The organism is Rhizobium sp. BK313, assembly GCF_014193655.1.
Classification (GTDB): domain Bacteria; phylum Pseudomonadota; class Alphaproteobacteria; order Rhizobiales; family Rhizobiaceae; genus Rhizobium.
The window spans coordinates 162,116-178,201 of the sequence record NZ_JACHZQ010000010.1 but is presented as its reverse complement, the minus strand read 5'-3'; the positions used below and the strand labels follow the sequence as shown (position 1 = coordinate 178,201).

17 protein-coding genes and 1 pseudogene are annotated in these 16,086 nt (G+C 60.1%); 10 read left to right on the top strand and 8 right to left on the bottom strand.

Annotation, left to right across the window (positions count from 1 at the left end; translation table 11 throughout):
• Positions 1–3 precede the first annotated feature (3 nt).
• The 3 genes from traD (at position 4) to FHT86_RS34670 (ending at position 3,053) form a co-directional block, all read left to right on the top strand.
• Positions 4–219 (top strand): type IV conjugative transfer system coupling protein TraD, encoded by a 216-nt coding sequence (gene traD / locus FHT86_RS34680; protein ID WP_133704226.1) that lies wholly within the window; start codon positions 4–6, stop codon positions 217–219.
• Positions 206–2,131 carry a Ti-type conjugative transfer system protein TraG gene (gene traG, locus FHT86_RS34675; protein ID WP_133704227.1) on the top strand — a complete coding sequence of 642 codons (1,926 nt, stop codon included), beginning with the start codon at positions 206–208 and terminating at the stop codon, positions 2,129–2,131. Before traD ends, traG begins: the two co-directional genes overlap by 14 nt.
• 649 nt (positions 2,132–2,780) lie before the next feature.
• Positions 2,781–3,053, top strand: a complete 273-nt coding sequence (locus FHT86_RS34670; protein ID WP_166656671.1) for a WGR domain-containing protein — start codon at positions 2,781–2,783, stop codon at positions 3,051–3,053.
• On the opposite strand, the pseudogene FHT86_RS34665 reads toward FHT86_RS34670, so the two are convergent.
• The 3 genes and pseudogenes from FHT86_RS34665 to FHT86_RS34655 all read right to left on the bottom strand — a co-directional run.
• Positions 3,008–3,196: pseudogene (locus tag FHT86_RS34665) on the bottom strand (DUF736 domain-containing protein); the annotation flags it as partial. The gene FHT86_RS34670 and the pseudogene FHT86_RS34665 overlap by 46 nt on opposite strands.
• A 15-nt stretch (positions 3,197–3,211) precedes the next feature.
• Entirely contained in the window at positions 3,212–3,388 is a 177-nt protein-coding gene (locus FHT86_RS34660) for a helix-turn-helix domain-containing protein (protein WP_246779802.1), read from the bottom strand.
• Positions 3,389–3,542: 154 nt separating this feature from the next.
• Positions 3,543–4,265 (bottom strand): GntR family transcriptional regulator, encoded by a 723-nt coding sequence (locus FHT86_RS34655; RefSeq protein WP_133704230.1) that lies wholly within the window; start codon positions 4,263–4,265, stop codon positions 3,543–3,545.
• Positions 4,266–4,547: 282 nt separating this feature from the next.
• Between FHT86_RS34655 and aepX the strand changes: the two genes are divergently transcribed.
• The 7 genes from aepX to FHT86_RS38555 all read left to right on the top strand — a co-directional run bounded on the left by aepX (position 4,548) and on the right by FHT86_RS38555 (position 10,454).
• Positions 4,548–5,453, top strand: coding sequence for a phosphoenolpyruvate mutase (gene aepX, locus FHT86_RS34650; protein ID WP_133704231.1), 906 nt, complete (start codon positions 4,548–4,550; stop codon positions 5,451–5,453).
• A 55-nt stretch (positions 5,454–5,508) separates the two neighbouring features.
• Entirely contained in the window at positions 5,509–6,729 is a 1,221-nt protein-coding gene (locus FHT86_RS34645) for an aminotransferase class I/II-fold pyridoxal phosphate-dependent enzyme (protein ID WP_133704232.1), read from the top strand.
• The gene (locus tag FHT86_RS34640) at positions 6,726–7,526 is read left to right on the top strand and encodes a phosphocholine cytidylyltransferase family protein (protein ID WP_133704233.1); all 801 of its coding nucleotides are present in this window, start codon (positions 6,726–6,728) and stop codon (positions 7,524–7,526) included. The genes FHT86_RS34645 and FHT86_RS34640 overlap by 4 nt, the downstream gene beginning before the upstream one ends.
• Positions 7,520–8,134 (top strand): CDP-alcohol phosphatidyltransferase family protein, encoded by a 615-nt coding sequence (locus tag FHT86_RS34635; RefSeq protein ID WP_133704234.1) that lies wholly within the window; start codon positions 7,520–7,522, stop codon positions 8,132–8,134. The genes FHT86_RS34640 and FHT86_RS34635 overlap by 7 nt, the downstream gene beginning before the upstream one ends.
• 25 nt (positions 8,135–8,159) lie before the next feature.
• Positions 8,160–9,362: a PLP-dependent aminotransferase family protein gene (locus FHT86_RS34630; protein WP_133704235.1), complete on the top strand. Its 1,203-nt coding sequence runs from the start codon at positions 8,160–8,162 to the stop codon at positions 9,360–9,362.
• A complete protein-coding gene (locus tag FHT86_RS34625; protein ID WP_133704236.1) occupies positions 9,359–10,177 on the top strand; it encodes a class I SAM-dependent methyltransferase in 819 nt (272 codons plus the stop codon). Before FHT86_RS34630 ends, FHT86_RS34625 begins: the two co-directional genes overlap by 4 nt.
• 145 nt (positions 10,178–10,322) lie before the next feature.
• Positions 10,323–10,454 carry a hypothetical protein gene (locus FHT86_RS38555; protein WP_281413756.1) on the top strand — a complete coding sequence of 44 codons (132 nt, stop codon included), beginning with the start codon at positions 10,323–10,325 and terminating at the stop codon, positions 10,452–10,454.
• A gap of 94 nt (positions 10,455–10,548) precedes the next feature.
• Here FHT86_RS38555 and FHT86_RS34620 read toward each other — a convergent pair whose 3' ends face one another.
• The 5 genes from FHT86_RS34620 to FHT86_RS34600 all read right to left on the bottom strand — a co-directional run bounded on the left by FHT86_RS34620 (position 10,549) and on the right by FHT86_RS34600 (position 16,073).
• Positions 10,549–11,775: a M24 family metallopeptidase gene (locus FHT86_RS34620; protein WP_133704237.1), complete on the bottom strand. Its 1,227-nt coding sequence runs from the start codon at positions 11,773–11,775 to the stop codon at positions 10,549–10,551.
• Positions 11,776–11,840: 65 nt separating this feature from the next.
• Positions 11,841–13,064 carry an extracellular solute-binding protein gene (locus FHT86_RS34615; RefSeq protein WP_133704238.1) on the bottom strand — a complete coding sequence of 408 codons (1,224 nt, stop codon included), beginning with the start codon at positions 13,062–13,064 and terminating at the stop codon, positions 11,841–11,843.
• 26 nt (positions 13,065–13,090) lie between these two features.
• The gene (locus tag FHT86_RS34610; RefSeq protein WP_133704239.1) at positions 13,091–13,936 is read right to left on the bottom strand and encodes a carbohydrate ABC transporter permease; all 846 of its coding nucleotides are present in this window, start codon (positions 13,934–13,936) and stop codon (positions 13,091–13,093) included.
• Positions 13,933–14,817, bottom strand: a complete 885-nt coding sequence (locus tag FHT86_RS34605) for a carbohydrate ABC transporter permease (RefSeq protein WP_246779801.1) — start codon at positions 14,815–14,817, stop codon at positions 13,933–13,935. Before FHT86_RS34605 ends, FHT86_RS34610 begins: the two co-directional genes overlap by 4 nt.
• A 77-nt stretch (positions 14,818–14,894) precedes the next feature.
• Positions 14,895–16,073 carry an ABC transporter ATP-binding protein gene (locus FHT86_RS34600; protein ID WP_183869025.1) on the bottom strand — a complete coding sequence of 393 codons (1,179 nt, stop codon included), beginning with the start codon at positions 16,071–16,073 and terminating at the stop codon, positions 14,895–14,897.
• Between the last annotated feature and the right edge of the window lie 13 nt (positions 16,074–16,086).

Genomic DNA, 16,086 nt, shown 5'->3' with positions numbered 1-16,086 from the left:
CGGATGGCGCGAACGGCAACTTCGGATGCGCGCAAAAGAGACACGCGCGAAAAAATCGAACTCGGCGGACTGATCGTCAAAGCGGGTCTCCGATATGAAAAGCGAGCGCTCATTTTGGGGGCTTTGATCGAGCTCAGACAGAATTTGGCCAATGGCGAGACCGAGCGCTCCCGTTTGATCTCGATCGGCGCAGAGGCGCTTGGCAATGAACGCGAATAGGCCGATCTTGTCGACCGCACCGGCGGTACTGATGGTGGTTGCGACAATCGGCGCGTCCAATATTGAGCATTGGATCGTGGGTTGGGGGCAGACAGCGGCAAGCAGGCCTTTGCTTGTCCAAACGGCGGTCGCACTTCCCTACGCTCTGGCAGCCGTCGTAGGCTTGCTCTTCCTGTTCGGCGGGGCAGGATCGTTGCATGTCAAGATTATCGGTCGTAGCGTCGTCGGTGGTGGTCTGACCACCGCCGCCATTGCCGCGGCCCGCGAAGCAGCGCGTCTGGCTGCGCTTGCCGAGCATGTACCGACAAGCAACGCCGTCCTTTCCCACATGGACCCCGGGGCGCTGTTCGGCGTGGGCGCAGTGGTCGTCGCGACAGGCTTTGCCGCGCGGGTGGCAATCCTTGGCAATGCCGCTTTTGCGCAATCCGAGCCAAAGCGCGTTCGCGGCCGGCGCGCGATGCACGGAGAGGCCGATTGGATGAAACCCGCGGAGGCCCAAAGCCTATTTCCCGAAACCGGCGGAATCGTCATCGGAGAACGCTATCGCGTCGATCGGGACGATATCGCAAATCGACGTTTCCAAGCTGATGACCGCAGAAGTTGGGGCGCTGGCGGCAAATCGCCGTTGCTGTGTTTCGATGGCGCGTTCGGGTCCTCGCACGGGATCGTCTTTGCCGGCTCCGGAGGCTTCAAGACGACATCCGTAACAATACCGACGGCACTCAAATGGGGCGGAGCGCTTGTCGTACTAGATCCGTCGAACGAAGTCGCCTCGATGGTCCGAGACCATCGTCAAGCAGCAGGGCGCGACATCTATGTCCTCGATCCGAAGCAGCCGGAAATCGGTTTCAATGTTCTCGACTGGATCGGTCGAACCGGCGGCACCAAGGAAGAGGATATCGCCTCTGTCGCATCCTGGATTATGAGCGATAGCGGACGCATGAGCAGCTCGCGCGAGGATTTCTTCCGGACCTCGGCATTGCAGTTGCTGACCGCGATGATTGGCGATATCTGCCTGTCCGGTCATTTTGAAGAAGCACAACAGACGCTCCGCCAGGCCCGCATCCATCTTGCCGAACCGGAACCGAAACTGCGCCAGCGACTGCAGGGGATCTACGATACGTCCGGGTCGACCTTCGTGAGGGAGAACGTCGCACCCTTCGTCAACATGACGCCTGAAACCTTCAGCGGCGTCTATGCCAACGCAATCAAGGAAACGCATTGGCTTTCCTATCCCAACTATGCCTCCCTTGTATCGGGCTGCAGCTTCCCCACCGATGCGATCGTCTCCCCCACCACCGATGTCTTCATTAACATCGACTTGAAAACACTGGAGACGCATTCAGGGCTCGCGCGCGTGATCATCGGATCCTTTCTGAATGCGATTTACAATCGCGACGGTTCGATGGACGGACGCGCACTGTTTCTCCTCGATGAGGTCGCACGGCTCGGCTATATGCGTATTTTGGAAACCGCCCGTGACGCCGGCCGCAAGTATGGGGTAACCCTGATGATGATCTACCAGTCGATCGGTCAACTGCGGGAGGCGTTCGGCGGACGCGACGCGACCAGCAAATGGTTCGAAAGTGCGAGCTGGATTTCCTTTGCCGCCATCAACGATCCGGAAACGGCGGACTACATCTCGCGTCGATGCGGCACGACGACGGTCGAAATCGACCAGATCAGCCGCAACACGCAGTCACGAGGAGCATCGCGGACGCGGTCAAAGCAACTCGCGGCAAGACCGCTGATTCAGCCGCATGAGGTTCTGCGCATGCGCGCCGATGATCAGATTGTCTTCACGGCAGGAAACCCGCCGCTTAGATGCGGGCGCGCAATCTGGTTTCGACGGCAGGATATGACAAGCTGCGTCAAGCCGAACAGGTTTTCTGGGCATGTCGGACGACCTTGAAATGCCGCGCAGTTCGTTGGCACGCGAAAGATCGCAAGACCAGTTTATGACAGCGCGCGGCGAGGTACTGTTCACACCTCCACATCGAGCCCGCTGACGGGTGCATATCGACTATCAAGACATTAGAGATAGACCGCAGCACCGTTCTGCCTGTCGCGCAGGTCTTCTTTGGTGCCGGCCCAAATTCTTCATTCAGTCTCGGCGAGCTCGCTGACCGACTTTGCGGATCATCCCCCCAATTGCTTAGGAGCGACCGATGTCTCTCGCACTTTCTCAGCAACACCTGTTCCCATCATAACCATCATCGTGCGGAGCATAATCGCCTCATAGCCGCAATAAGGAATCGTCTCGATGCCAGGGGAGAAAAGGGGATACCAAGCGTTGAACGCAGGAAACTGCGGAGATGACGCAACTGGACCGGGTAGGAGGACAACCGTTTTGGCGCAGAACATTCAGATTGCGGAATTGAAGAAAAAGTACAGACCGATTGCAGCCATGGCCGCCTGTCAATCTCGCGGAGATTTTGGTCGGTGGATGGTGTCGGCAAACGCCGCCGAAGATCTGATCCATCACCGTTTTGAATCGATGTATAGGGACCGATTCAAAACACTCGTTGGACGCGCTTTGCGCGATCGACGATCGTGTGAGCATGATAATCGAGCCCTATCACCTTTATATCGAGCGAACCGATCCTCACAAAAATTTGGCGCGGTTCTATTCCCTGGCGATCGAGCCCACGCTTTTCGGGCAGGCCTGTTTGCGACGGCGCTGGGGCCGAATTGGCACAAGCGGGCAAACGATGGTCCACGATTTCGATCATGAAAAAGAGGCAGTCATGCTGTTCCTTGACCTGCTTCGAAAAAAGCGCGGTCGTGGCTACCGGCCACCTGCGAGGGCCGAAACACGCAACGCAATCGCGTAGATGGGAGCCGAGAAGCTTGGGTCGTCGAGTTTGACCGAGAGATAATCGCGCCCCTGTTCCGAGATTTTCTGCCACGCCGCACCGAGCTCGACGTTGCCGGCGTAGATGCGGAAGTGCGGTCCGCTGTCGGAGGGATTTTCGATGAGGGCCTTATGGGTTCAACTCGATTTGACAAGTTCCTCGACACTTACCCCCAGCGCATCGCCGAGCCTTGCCAGCATATCGACCGTCGGATTGCGGGTACCGGCTTCTATGCCGCTGAGATAGGCACGCGTTACCTTGGCGCGCAACGACAGCTCCTCCTGGGACAACTGCCGCTCACGGCGAATTCTCAAGACGTTCAAGCCCACGATCGCACGAATATGCATTGCATAGGTTTTGGCGCAATGTTCACTATAGTACGACACACTATAGTATACATTCCGCCGCGACGCCGGATGAGAAGGCGCTCCGATGCTCGACCATGCCTGTCGTCGCATCGAAGGCGAACTAGCGCTCACGGACCAACGCGGCCTCCGCGGAAAGACCCGCCGCGATCGCGCGCCGCAGGATCTCTTGCATCATATCCGGCAGGCGCCCTATTGTTGTTTTTGTCTGCTCGCGCAGTATTTCGACCGCGGCATCCATCTCGTCGGCCTCGATTGATCTTTTTAAATCGCGCATGACCTCGCCGACTTCTTCAAGGCGGCCGGGAGCGCTCAGATCATGGAGACGTATGAACCGACTCCGCTCCACGAAAACTTCCATGACACGTTGGAATCGCAGATTTTGCGAGAGCTCTCCCAAACGTAGATGGAAGCGCTCGATCAGGAGCGAGTGTTCGAAGAGGTTAGAGGAAGGTGCGTTTCCGTCGACGGCAAATGTCCAGAATAGTTCGGAGGCAACGCGATCACGCTGCTCGACAAGTGTATAGCTTGCGATCAGCCGAGCGGCCTCGAATTCGGAAGCGAGTTCGTCGATCCTGAATGCCCGGGAAAAATAGCCGCGCCCCAACGGGGCCTGGAAAATGATGTCCTCTTGGGCCAGACGGACGAGGGCTTCGCGGACCGGCGTCGCACTCAACCTAAGGGCTTCGGCGAGCGACTTGATATTGAGGAATGTGGAGGGCGGCACACGATGCGACAGCAAAACGGCCTTGATGTCGAGGTAAGCCCGGCTGGCCTTGTCGCGCCCGGCCAAATCGTCGCTTAGACGCGATTGCCATTCCTCCATAATCCATGTCCTCGTGCGACGAAGCGCAGCCCGACAGCTCTAATCCGCTTCGCAACGCGATTCGAGTCGCAGATTTATCAGCTGCAGACGATGCCCATTTAGATAGGAATGAACGCGAAATTCCGAATGCTTCATCGATCTATCAACCGGTATATCGAATATTGTTCCGCAGTCGACAATGTATCAAAAATATAATTGCGATATATCGAAACTATAGGTTCGTTAGTTCTTGATTCTATTTTCCGGCGCGCGCTTACTTACTTGAGATGAAGGAGGAAGCGCATGCAGAACCTTGAATATCCTGATAGGAATGGCGGTCATCGAGGCGAGGCGGCCGCACCAGATCTTTCGGAGCTCATCGCTGGCGGAACACTGTCGTTCCTGATGGAGGCGCATGACGGTCTCTCGGCGGCGATCGCCCAGGAAGCCGGATTCCAGGGGCTCTGGGCCTCGGGCCTGACGATCTCGTCGTCGCTCGGCTATCGCGATTGCAACGAAGCGTCGTGGTCGATGGTTACTGCGGTGGTCGAGCGCATCGTCGACAGCGGCCGGCTGCCTGTCCTCGTCGACGGCGACAGCGGCTTCGGCAATTTCAACAATGCCCGACTTCTGGGAAAAAAGATAAGGCAGCGTGGTGCGCAGGGGCTTTGCCTTGAGGACAAGCTCTATCCGAAGATGAACAGTTTCATCGAGGGCCGCCATCCCTTGGCCGATACCGCGGAATTTTGCGGCCGGCTGCGTGCCGTCAAGGATACGACCCCCGACCTGGTTCTCGTCGCGCGAACCGAAGCGCTGATCGCGAACCGAGGAATGGACGAGGCCATTTCCCGGGCGAACGCCTATGCCCAGGCCGGCGCAGACGCGATTCTCATCCATTCAAAGCGTCGCGATGCAGCGGAAATCGAGGATTTCACACGACAGTGGCAAAATCGGCTGCCGGTCGTGATCGTGCCGACCACCTACTACGCAACGCCCGTATCCCGCTTCCGAGACGCTGGCGTTTCGACGATCATCTGGGCCAACCAGAATCTGCGTGCCGCCGCGGCGGCGATGCGACGCGCCTGCGCCACGATCAAATTGGAGGAGGGCGTCGTCTCGCTGGAAGACACGATCGCGTCCGTGAAAGACCTCTTCAGCCTGATGAATTACGACGAACTGGTAGAAGCCGAAAGGCGCTACCTGAGCTGACGCAATCAGCACCATCCCCGATTGATCACCGCCATCCCAGCAGACGAGGCATCGCATGCTCGCGCACCGGACTACGCTATTCACCGCATCGGGTACTGCGCTCGCAAGAGCGTCCGCCAGGGCCGCCAGCGCCAAGGGACGAGACATTATCGATCTCAGCGCCGGCGAGATTTCGGCCAATTTGCCTTCGACGATCAGCGAGGGCGCGATCGACGCCATCCGTCGGGGCATCAATGGCTATACCGATACCATCGGCATGGCGGAGCTGCGGCAGGCGCTGGCTCACAAGCTCTCGCAGGAAACCGGACAGGCGTATTCGTTCGAGGAAATCGCGGTCACCGGCGGCGCCAAACAGGCCCTGTTCAATGCCACGCTGGTTCTGCTCGACCCTGGTGACCAAGTCATCGTTCCTGCTCCCTATTGGAGCACCTTTGCCGCACAAGTGCTTTTAGCAGGTGCTCAACCCGTGTCGGTCGACACGCGTGAAAACGGATATGTGCCGAACATTGCCGACATCGAATCCGCTCTTACGCCTCGTACACGCGCGATCGTCGTCAACACACCGAACAATCCGACCGGAGCGGTCTATGACGATCAGACGCTCGTCGCCATCGCTGAGCTGGCACTGGCGCATGATCTATGGGTCATTTTCGACGAGTGCTATGGCGCCTTTACGCACCAGGGCCGCCGCCATCGTTCGATCGTCTCGCTGGTTCCACAGATCCGATCGCGCACCATCACGGTCAACTCTTTTTCCAAAAGCCTTGCCATGACGGGATGGCGCATCGGCTACATGGCCGCGCCTGCCGCCGTCGTATCCGCAGTGAAAGCCCTGCAAAGCCACAGCACGTCGAACCCGAACGTAATCGCCCAACACGCCGTACTGCATCATCTGCAGAACGGCGACCGCGAGGCCGAGGCGATATTGCGCGAACAGCTGACTGCGGCGCGGTCGCTGGGGTTGGAGATTCTCTCGAAGCTGAAGGATGTCGACCTGCCTGCGGCTGAGGGCGGCTTCTACCTCTATCTGGACCTGTCCAGGCTCCTCGGATCGTCCAACTCTGTTTGGGCCGGCAAGACGGCCGACGACGTCGCGGCTGCCTTGCTCGAGGAAACTGGCGTCGTCGTCGTGCCTGGGACGGTCTTTGGCGATCCGACCGGTCTGCGCCTGTCTTACGGAGGCCTACCCGATCGCTTGCGGGCAGGCTGCCATCGGCTGGTTGCATTCCTTGACACTCGGAATGACCGAAACCTCGTCGTCGGAGCACGCCAATGACTGGTGGATTCGACGCAAGGAAAGCCATTGTTCTCGCCGCGGGCGTGGGCTCGCGCCTGCGGCCCTTGACCGATCTTCGACCGAAGCCTCTGGTCGAGGTCGGCGGCACGCCCATTCTCTTCAACGCCTTGCGCAATCTCAACGCGGTCGGCGTAAAAGAGGTGACAATCGTCGTCGGCTATCGCAAAGACGCGATCCAATGTGCCTGTGGTCGCAACTTCAACGGGCTTGCCGTCGACTATGTCGAATCAACCCGCTTCGACATGTCCGGCAGCGCCTATTCTCTGTGGCTTGCTCGAGATAGTCTGCTTGCGGGCGACTGCTACGTCCTGGAGGCCGACGTTTTCTTCGAAGAGGCGGCTTTGCGCCGGCTTCAGGAGCACACGGCCGACAACGTCACGGCTGTCGTCACATTCATCCCTCCGATGGAGGGATCGGCCGTCTCATTGGATATGGAAGGGTCGATCGCCGAGTATCGGCTGAGACAAATCGCGACGGAAACATCGACCGATGGCCCGCCACTCTTCAAAACAATGAACCTGTCTCGCTTCTCCTGTCCGATGTCGACCGGAACGCTGATTTCGGCACTCGACAGGCAGGTGCAAACCGGACGGATCGATGTCTATCTGGAACAGATTCTGTCGCGCCTGACGGCCGAGAAGGCGATGCGGATCGCACCCGTTTTCTGCGACGATATCAAGTGGTTCGAGATCGATACGCCTGAGGACCTGCAACACGCAGAAACGATCTTTGCGAACCCCTTTGCCCATGCCCCTTCTTCGGAGCCGAAATGTTAGTCTATCTCCGCGACCCGGCCAATGCGATCACTGCGGTTGGAATCGCAGTCTCTGCAACAGCGCTCGTAACCTTGATTTCCGGTCGGATCGAAATGGCCGTGGCGCTGGGGCTTTGGTCCGTTTTGGCTGATCAGATCGACGGCGTCGTCGCCGGGAAAACCAGGAACCGAAACGCCGATGCCGCCAAAGTCGGCAAGTACCTCGATGGTTTTGGCGATATGGTTTATGGGGCGACCCTCCCGGCGCTCGTCATCGTCGCTGCAACCCAACATGCGGCCGTCGCTCACGTCCTCGCGGTCGCCCTGCTGCTCGCCGGCGCACTCAGGCTGAGCTATTTCAGCGTCTTCGGACTATCCGGCGGCTCATTTTACGGGGTCCCGCTCTCCTATGACATACCGCTTCTATCTCTTTTTCTCCTCGCCCGGTCATCGCTGCCGGCTGCCGCCTTCACACCGGTAATCACTCTCTCGTTTGCTGTGATGGCCATCCTGCATATCGCGCCCATTCGGGTTCCGGCGCCGCGGGGCGCCGCCTTGGTCGCAATCGCGGCCGTCTGCATCGTCTTGTCAGCGGCATTGTTCCTTAAGTCCCTGTGGTTGGGTCGCTGACCCGCCCAATTCGGAGGATACGCACATGCAACATGGATTGATCGACTTGTCCCGTGCAGTTCCGCCAATCGTCGAGAAACTGGAGGCCTCTTTGGCAGACAGCCTGAAAGGCCGATTGGCCTTGCAGGAGGCGGGCGGCCTGCTCCGGAAAAACCGCCCGCAAGGGACGGAAGAAGACCGGCTGCGTGGAGCGGAATGGATCTCGCAGCGGCTCGGATTTCGTCCCGAGATCGACCGGATGATCGTCACCAATGGCACGCTGAATGTGCTGTTTCTTCTGCTCAACCAGCTGGTCGGCAGGGAGGGCACATTGCTCACCGAGGAAATGACCTATCCGAACATGCAGGCACTTTCCGGAATGCTCGGCTTCGAGCTCCAGGCAATCCCTATGGATCGGTTCGGTCTGGAGCCGAACGCATTCGAAGATCTGTGCGGACGCATCAAGTCCAGAAAAGTCCTTTACACCATTCCAACCCTGCAAAATCCCACCGCCAGCGTCATGCCGCTCGAACGGCGATGCGAGATCTGCGCAATTGCCGAAAGGCACGACGTCGTCATCATCGAGGACGATGCTCAAGCCCTGATGCTGGACGACGGTCCGCCGCCGATGGCGACGCTTGCACCCGATCGGACCTGGTACGTCATGGGCCTTGCCAAGACAGTTGTCATGGGCATGCGTGTCGCCTTTCTGATGGCGCCGAGACCGGTCGATGTCGAAGCGCTCATGGCTCGGTTTGGCAAGATGTCGATGTGGTTCGTCGCCGCCCTGCAGGCCGAGCTGGCGCAAGCCCTGATCGGAACTGGCATTGCCGCCGAGACTACGCGCGCCATTCGGGCGAAGGCCTTCGCCAGGAGGCAAATCGTCGCCGACATCCTGGAGAGACCGGAACTCGCCACCGGTCCACTCGGGCTTCATGTCTGGATTCCGGTAGAGCGGGATGCTGCCGGAATCTCAGCAGAAGCAAGCAAGGCGGGAGTATTGGTGCGCCCAGGAGTTCAATTCGCTGCGCATCCCGGAGCGTCAGCGGCAATGAACGGGTTGCGCGTTTCCTTTTGTGAGACCCGCGAGGAGGGAGATCTTCGCAAAGGACTCGAAATTCTCTCACCGCTCCTTGGCGCTTCGCTCTTTGCTGATCGCGGCGTTTCGCTATCGGTTGGCCGCGCCACAACGGGATCGCAGTCCGCCGTCGACGGCGTCATCAACCTAACCTCAGGGAATGAACAATGACATCCCTTGAAACCGCTCAAGACCAGCGCTGGAGCGTTTTCGACGCGCTTGCACCGACCTATCAGGCTCGACCGGATTATCTCGATGACGCTCTCGACAGGCTCGATACTTTACTAGGCGATCGCAGGCAGGCCAGGCTGATGATCGATGTTGGGGCTGGCACAGGAATTTTTACCCGGCAGCTTGCGCGACATTATTCTGACGCCGAGATCATCGGTCTCGAGCCCAATGCGCCAATGCGGGAAATCGCCGATCGGACAAGGACTGACAATGTCCGATACACGGACGCACAGGCTTCGGCGCTACCGTTCGCTGATCGGAGTGTCGCTGTCGTCGCTGCCGCCAGCGCGCTTCATCGTTTTGATCGACCAACGTTCTACGCAGAAGCCTCCCGGGTTCTGCAACCCGGCGGAATTCTGATGATCATAGACAACCTGCCCCGGCCCTGGGGAGCGCGATTTCACAATGCATATCTGGCGTACCAGGAGGCGGAGGTTCCCGCCTATCGGCGCGGCCGGAACTCCGATGGCTTCGGCGGATATATCGACCTCGATCCCGTCGGCGATCTTAACTCGCTTCCGCAATTCGACGAGGTCTCATACGGCCTGTGGCCGTTCGACGACTATCTCGATCAGGAGAGATTGATGGCGCTTGTGCAGTCCTCGAGCATAAACCGGTCAGCGATGAATCGGGTGGGTCGCGAGGCTTTCCTCGACCAGATCCGGATGCTCTACCGTACGCACGCCGACAGCGAGGGTCTGGTGCGAATGTCGTTCGTGACAATTGCGGTCTTCGGACACCATACCAAAATTTGACGATCTCCCGATTTTGTTGAGCAGGCTCGCCCTGCTGACCTCCTCACGAGCGATGCAAGACAGAGCCGCGAGGCTGAACTCACCGTTTCGAGCCCACGGGCGGAGCCGCATAAATCGACTCATTGTTGCTCGAACTCCGTCAAGTATGGCAATCGGAGAGCTGGTCTATGGCGAAAGTCACAATCGCCTCACCTGGCTCGATATCGTTTTGATCATCGCCGGATCGGCCCTATCCAACCGTCATGGTGCCAGAGGCGCCTATGGCTCGGCGAAGTAGGATGAGCCCTTCGATAAGCCGCGGCTCGGAGACGTCGTTCGAGATAAGTGTTCGGCTTGTCATCGACTACGCCGCGGACGGTTCCGGCGCACGCTCAAGCATCCAAGAACATCGCGTCCCACAGCGGTTTCGACAAAAGTTCGGGGCCGCTCCTGCGGATGACCAGTTGATGCTCCAGCTTGAGGCCTTCGCCGCCGGTGCGAAGACCCGCATAGCTGCCGACGCAGAGGACCATACCCTCTTCAATGTGACCGTCGTGGATCGGTCCCTCAACGAACCCGGGACGACCGCCGATTGCCGGAAACTCCCCGGTGCTCATGCCGTTGCCGTGGGCAATGCGATGGAACGGGTGATAGGTGTCTGGCAACCGCATGGCCTTTTCCAGGATCTCCCGGAACGACACACCTGGCTGAAGCAGAGCCGTGTTGTGTTCGATCTGGTCATAGGCGCGCCGGTAGAGATCCCGTTGCGCCGCGCTTGCCCGGTCGACACCGCAAACGAATGCACCGCAAAGGTCGGCGCCGTAACCCAGGGGACCGATCAGATCGCAATCGAAGCTGACGATCTCGCCTACGACGATCACCTTGTTGCTCGCTTCCTGGTACCAGGGATTGGTCCGGCAGCCGGAACTCAAAAGCCGGGTTTCGATATATTCGCCGTCATGCTCGATATTGGTCTGGTGGAGAAGCGAGAACAGCGCGTTCTCGGTGATCCCCGGTCGCAGGGCCGCGCGCATACGGTCGATACCAAGTTCGGCGACAGCGATCGCTCGCCCGATGGCGGCGATCTCGTCCTCGGTCTTGATCCGCCGGGCATGCTCCATCAATGGCTGCGCCTCGCCGAGCACGAGGCCAGACGCCCTCAGCGCCTCGATGCCGAGCGCGTCGCATCGGTCGATCGCGACACGTGGGGTCTTGCCGCTTCCTCTGCATTCCGTCGCAATCGTCGCCCTGACGTCCTCGGCGAAAGCGCGGGCATAGGTGCTGGCGTGCTCACCGGCATAATAGTGAAACCATGGCTTTGCGGGACGCACTTCGGTTATGCCCGGCAGGCCGGCAGCGGGTTCGGTTCGTCCGCCGATCTCAAAGAGGATCACCGGTCCGTCGCGGAGCACGAGGCAATAGCGCACGGTGTTTCGCATCGCCCAGATCTGCATGTTGCGGGCACCGGTGGCGTAACGGATGTTGACTTGATCAAGAAGGAGCAGCGCGTCGTAGTCACGTCTTTCCAACTCGGCTTTGACCTTGGCGAGCCGATCGTGACACAGCCTGTGGAGGTTGATCGTCGGTTGGTTCGCTCGATCGTTGAACCCTGGATACATTGGCAATCCTCGTGGAAAAAATTACCGGCCTTACGCCGGCGCTTGGCATCGACGCTTGCGCCGATTTAGCCTTGGCGAGCGGCCGCGACGATGCGCTCAAGCGTATCCTTCGGGTTGGCCTGGAGCGCCGCCTGCGCGCTCAGGGCATCCTGGACCGCCCTGTCGACGCGTGCTGGATTGTCGACGGGAAAGCTGACCCAGGGGCCGAGCACGGCAAGCGTCGGCGCGATCGCGCTGAAATGAGACGACGCCTTCAGATCGGCAGCAATGGCCCCATCGTTGTCGTCGAATGTCGCAAGCCCCGGAATGAAGCCGGTCTTGATCAGCACCTGCCTTTGCACCTCCGCCGACAGCAAAGATCGGATCAGCGCATAAGCGCTTTCCTGCCGTGCCCGATCTGTCGCCATGATGGCGAGCGAACCGCCAGAAGGCGGCATGCGGGCGCCCGGGGTCGGTTTGAGGGGAAAGGGCATGACGGCGAGCGTGAACTTGTCCTTGGCCTGCTCCTCGAAAAACCGCAGACGGCTGGTCGTATCGACGTGAATACCAAGGGCGCCCGATGCGAAGGCCTCGCGCGCCTGCGAGGCCGTCAGGATCTCGCCTTTGCGGACGTTCGCAAAGGCAGAAAGGATTTCCATGGCTTCCAAACCTTCGGCGCTGTCGAATGCGATGGCGGTTCCATCGGCGTTAAGGATCCTGCCGCCAAGGCTTTCGATCAACGCCATGAAGGTCCAGCTGCCATCCGTCGCATAGTTGAAGAAGGCGCCGCCGCTTGGCGCATCGACCTTGGCGGCGACGGACAGGATCTCGTCCCAGCTGCCGGGAAGCGTGTCGCGGCGGCCGACCAGATCGCAGTTGATGTAGACGACGGGAACGGAAAGGCTAAAGGGCATGGCATATTGACGAGAGCCGACCTCCCCGATCGCCGACCGCAGGCCCTCATCCCCGGCTGTGGCCAGTCCGTCGAAGGGAGTGATTTGGCCGCGGCGAGCAAGCATGGCGATATTGTTATGGGCGTGCAGGGCGACATCGGGCGCCTGCCCGACGAGCGCCTCGCGCAGCGACTGCTGCAGGGTCTGCGTATAGTCCTGCGTCCAGCTCACCTCGACGCCGCGCCCGCCATTGCCGCTCGCAAACTGCGCGAAAGCAACGTCGAAGATATCGCGATAAAGCGCGGGTGTGTCGGCAACGAGCCGGAGCGCTTGTTCGGATGCGTTTGCCGCACGGGATGCGATGGCAACGCCCGAAAGCGCGGTGGCGACGAGAAAGAGACGACGGGTCAACGACATGAAAACATTCCTTTTTGCGATGAACTTTATTTGACGGCGCCGGCGGCGAGGCCTTCGATGAAGAAGCGCTGGGCGGCGAGAAAAGCGAGAAGAAGGGGCGTCACCACGATGGTCGCGGCGGCCATCAGCGGGCCGTAGGCGCTGCCGGTCTCCTCGTTCCTGAAGGCCAGCACGCCGAGCGATGGCGGCATCAGGGACTGGTCGCGCACGGCAGTCAGCGGCCAAAAGAGATCGTTCCAATGCGAGACGACCGAAAAGATCGAAAAGGCCAAGAGGGCCGGTAGCGCGATCGGCATCACGATCCGCCAGACGATCGTAAAATCCGACAGACCGTCAAGACGCGCGGCGTGGATGAGATCGTCGGGGATCGATTTGAAGAACTGGCGAAACAGGAAGATCCCGAAGGGCGAGACCATGTAAGGAAAGATCAGGCCCAGGTAGCTATCGAGGATGCCGAGCCGATTGGCGAGAATGAAGAGCGGCAGCGACAGGACCTGATGCGGCAGAAGGAGCGCGACGAGTACCCCGCCGAAAGCCAAATCGCGACCGGGAAAGCGAAGCTTGGCGAGCGCATAGGCACATGGCGCGCAGACGATGATCTGCAGCAGCAGGATCGATCCGCAGACAATCAGGCCGTTTGCCATGTAGCGGGCAAGCGGAGTCGCGGTCAGCGCCGTTTCGTAGTTGTCGACGATGGAGAGGTCGCGCGGCCAGAGCGTCCATCGTCGTGAAAAAATGTCCTGGGGCGATTTTGCCGACAGGCTCAGCATCCAGACGAACGGCACCAACACCAGGCCGCCGGTGACGAGCAGAACGCCGTGCTTGAGGAGGGCGGGGGCCGACGCGATCACTCTCGTCCGATCCGGTCTCATTGGTAGTGCACCCTGGTATCCATGACGCGCGCCTGGACGAGCGTCAGTGTGACGACAATTGTAAGGAAGATTACCGCAACGGCGGCGCCGTAACCGGTCCTCAGATATTCGAAGCTCTCGCGGTAGAGCGTATAGAGCAGCACGTCCGAGGCGTGACCGGGACCGCCCTTCGTCAGGATCTCGATTGTATCGAAGGCCGCAAACGCCCTGAGTGCGACCGCGATGACGACGAACATGGTGACTGGGCCAAGCATCGGCAGGGTCACGGTGCGAAGTCGGTCGAGCCAGCCATCGGCGCCATCGATGTCGGCGGCATCATAGAGATCCTTCGGGATTGCCTTGAGACCGGCCATGAAGAGCACCATCGCATAGCCGAGGTTTTGCCAGATCGCGATGGCAGCGAGCACCGGCAGCGTCGTGCGCGCATCTGCCAGCCAGTTGACCGAAGGCAAGCCGAGGGCAGCAAGACTTTGGTTGACGAGACCGATCGTCGGATGGAGCAGCGTCTCCCAAACGACCGCCATTGCCGACAGGGTCGCCATGAAGGGAAGGAAATGGATGGCACGGTAAAAGGCACGCAACCTGGCGGTGCTTTCGATCATCACCGCCAAGCTGAGACCGGAAAGAACGGTGCCGGGCAGAACGATCAGCACATAGACGATGGTGTTGCCCAAGGAGGCGCGAAAGGCCGGATCGGAAAAGGCGGTGACGAAGTTTGCCAGGCCGACGAAATGCAGGCTGCGCGCGCCGAACTGCCAATCGGTGAAAGCGATGGCCAAGACCGCGCCGGTCGGAAGGAAGAACAGGATGACGAGAAGAACCAGCGCAGGCGCGGCGAGCCCGACACCCGTAGCGCCATTGAAGATTTCTTGAACATCCAAGCCGTGCCGCAATCGACGCATCTTAGAAGAGACCGCTCTGCGCAATCGAGCGGAATCGGAAGAAAAATGACGTGCCATCACGCGCTCTCCTTCGCTCGCCCCGACGCCGCCGTCGTCCCCTGCGCGATGTCGGTATCCATGCGGCGACCATCGCCGCCGAACAGAAGGAGACGTGCCGCATCGATCTTCAACAGGATCGTCTGCCCGATGGCGATGTCCGTCGCATGGCTCGCCGCAAGTCGGGCGATGAACGGTGCGACCGATGCTTGTGCTTGCGCATGGACGAAGACGTCGGAGCCCATATGTTCGAGCAACCGAACCCGGACGGCAACCACGTCGCGACCGGGCTCGTTGCAAAGTGCAAGGTGCTCCGGGCGGAGCCCGAGTGTCACCGCCGTGCCGGGATCGGCTTTCGCCCGAACCGAGAGCGGCGTTCCGGCAAGCGCGATTGCCCCATCCTCGGCGACGATCGCCTCGATCAGGTTGATCTTCGGCGCGCCGACGAATTCGGCGACGCGGCGGTCGATCGGATCCTCGTAGATCTGCCGAGGGGAGGCGACCTGCAGCAGTTCGCCGCCTGCCATGACGGCGACACGGTCCGACAATGTCATGGCTTCCGACTGATCGTGGGTGACGTAGATAAAAGTCGCGCCGAGCTGCCGGTGCAGCTCCTTGATCTCGGCTCGCATCTGCACCCTGAGTTCCGCATCGAGATTGGAGAGCGGCTCGTCCATAAGGAAGATTGCCGGTTGTCGGACCATGGCGCGACCGAGAGCGACGCGCTGCCGCTGGCCGCCTGAAAGCTGTCCAGGCTTTCGCTGAAGGAGATCGGCAATGGCGAGCGCGCCGGCCAGCCGGGCGACGTCGGCACGGATGCCGGCCCCGATCTGCCGCGTCGCCGGCATGAGGCGACCGAGGAGCGGCAGGCGCTGCAGTGCCGACAGACGCCGCATCGTCAAGGGCAACGCCATGTTTTCGGCCACCGTCATATGCGGATAAAGCGCATAGGATTGAAACACCATGGCGATGTCGCGGGCCTTCGGCGCCAGTCCATCGACGATCTTTCCGTCGACCGCAACCGTTCCGCTGTCCTGCCGCTCCAGCCCGGCGACAATCCGAAGCAGGGTCGACTTCCCGCAGCCGGACGGACCGAGGATGGTCAAAAACTCGCCCGACGCGACGGAGAAGGAGAGATCGCGCAGGATCGGCGTGTTGCCGAAGCTTTTCGCAATATGGGTGAAAGCGATGCTCGCCATCCGTTTTCCTTGC

What these genes read in the sequence shown, in the direction of transcription:
- FHT86_RS34600 (WP_183869025.1), bottom strand. Translation starts at nt 16,073, where the DNA reads ATGGCGAGCATCGCTTTCACCCATATTGCGAAAAGCTTCGGCAACACG.
- FHT86_RS34620 (WP_133704237.1), bottom strand. Translation starts at nt 11,775, where the DNA reads ATGTATCCAGGGTTCAACGATCGAGCGAACCAACCGACGATCAACCTC.
- traD (WP_133704226.1), top strand. Translation starts at nt 4, where the DNA reads ATGGCGCGAACGGCAACTTCGGATGCGCGCAAAAGAGACACGCGCGAA.
- FHT86_RS34625 (WP_133704236.1), top strand. Translation starts at nt 9,359, where the DNA reads ATGACATCCCTTGAAACCGCTCAAGACCAGCGCTGGAGCGTTTTCGAC.
- FHT86_RS34630 (WP_133704235.1), top strand. Translation starts at nt 8,160, where the DNA reads ATGCAACATGGATTGATCGACTTGTCCCGTGCAGTTCCGCCAATCGTC.
- FHT86_RS34610 (WP_133704239.1), bottom strand. Translation starts at nt 13,936, where the DNA reads ATGAGACCGGATCGGACGAGAGTGATCGCGTCGGCCCCCGCCCTCCTC.
- FHT86_RS34670 (WP_166656671.1), top strand. Translation starts at nt 2,781, where the DNA reads ATGATAATCGAGCCCTATCACCTTTATATCGAGCGAACCGATCCTCAC.
- FHT86_RS34645 (WP_133704232.1), top strand. Translation starts at nt 5,509, where the DNA reads ATGCTCGCGCACCGGACTACGCTATTCACCGCATCGGGTACTGCGCTC.
- FHT86_RS34640 (WP_133704233.1), top strand. Translation starts at nt 6,726, where the DNA reads ATGACTGGTGGATTCGACGCAAGGAAAGCCATTGTTCTCGCCGCGGGC.
- aepX (WP_133704231.1), top strand. Translation starts at nt 4,548, where the DNA reads ATGCAGAACCTTGAATATCCTGATAGGAATGGCGGTCATCGAGGCGAG.
- FHT86_RS34615 (WP_133704238.1), bottom strand. Translation starts at nt 13,064, where the DNA reads ATGTCGTTGACCCGTCGTCTCTTTCTCGTCGCCACCGCGCTTTCGGGC.
- FHT86_RS34655 (WP_133704230.1), bottom strand. Translation starts at nt 4,265, where the DNA reads ATGGAGGAATGGCAATCGCGTCTAAGCGACGATTTGGCCGGGCGCGAC.
- traG (WP_133704227.1), top strand. Translation starts at nt 206, where the DNA reads ATGAACGCGAATAGGCCGATCTTGTCGACCGCACCGGCGGTACTGATG.
- FHT86_RS38555 (WP_281413756.1), top strand. Translation starts at nt 10,323, where the DNA reads ATGGCAATCGGAGAGCTGGTCTATGGCGAAAGTCACAATCGCCTCACC.
- FHT86_RS34635 (WP_133704234.1), top strand. Translation starts at nt 7,520, where the DNA reads ATGTTAGTCTATCTCCGCGACCCGGCCAATGCGATCACTGCGGTTGGA.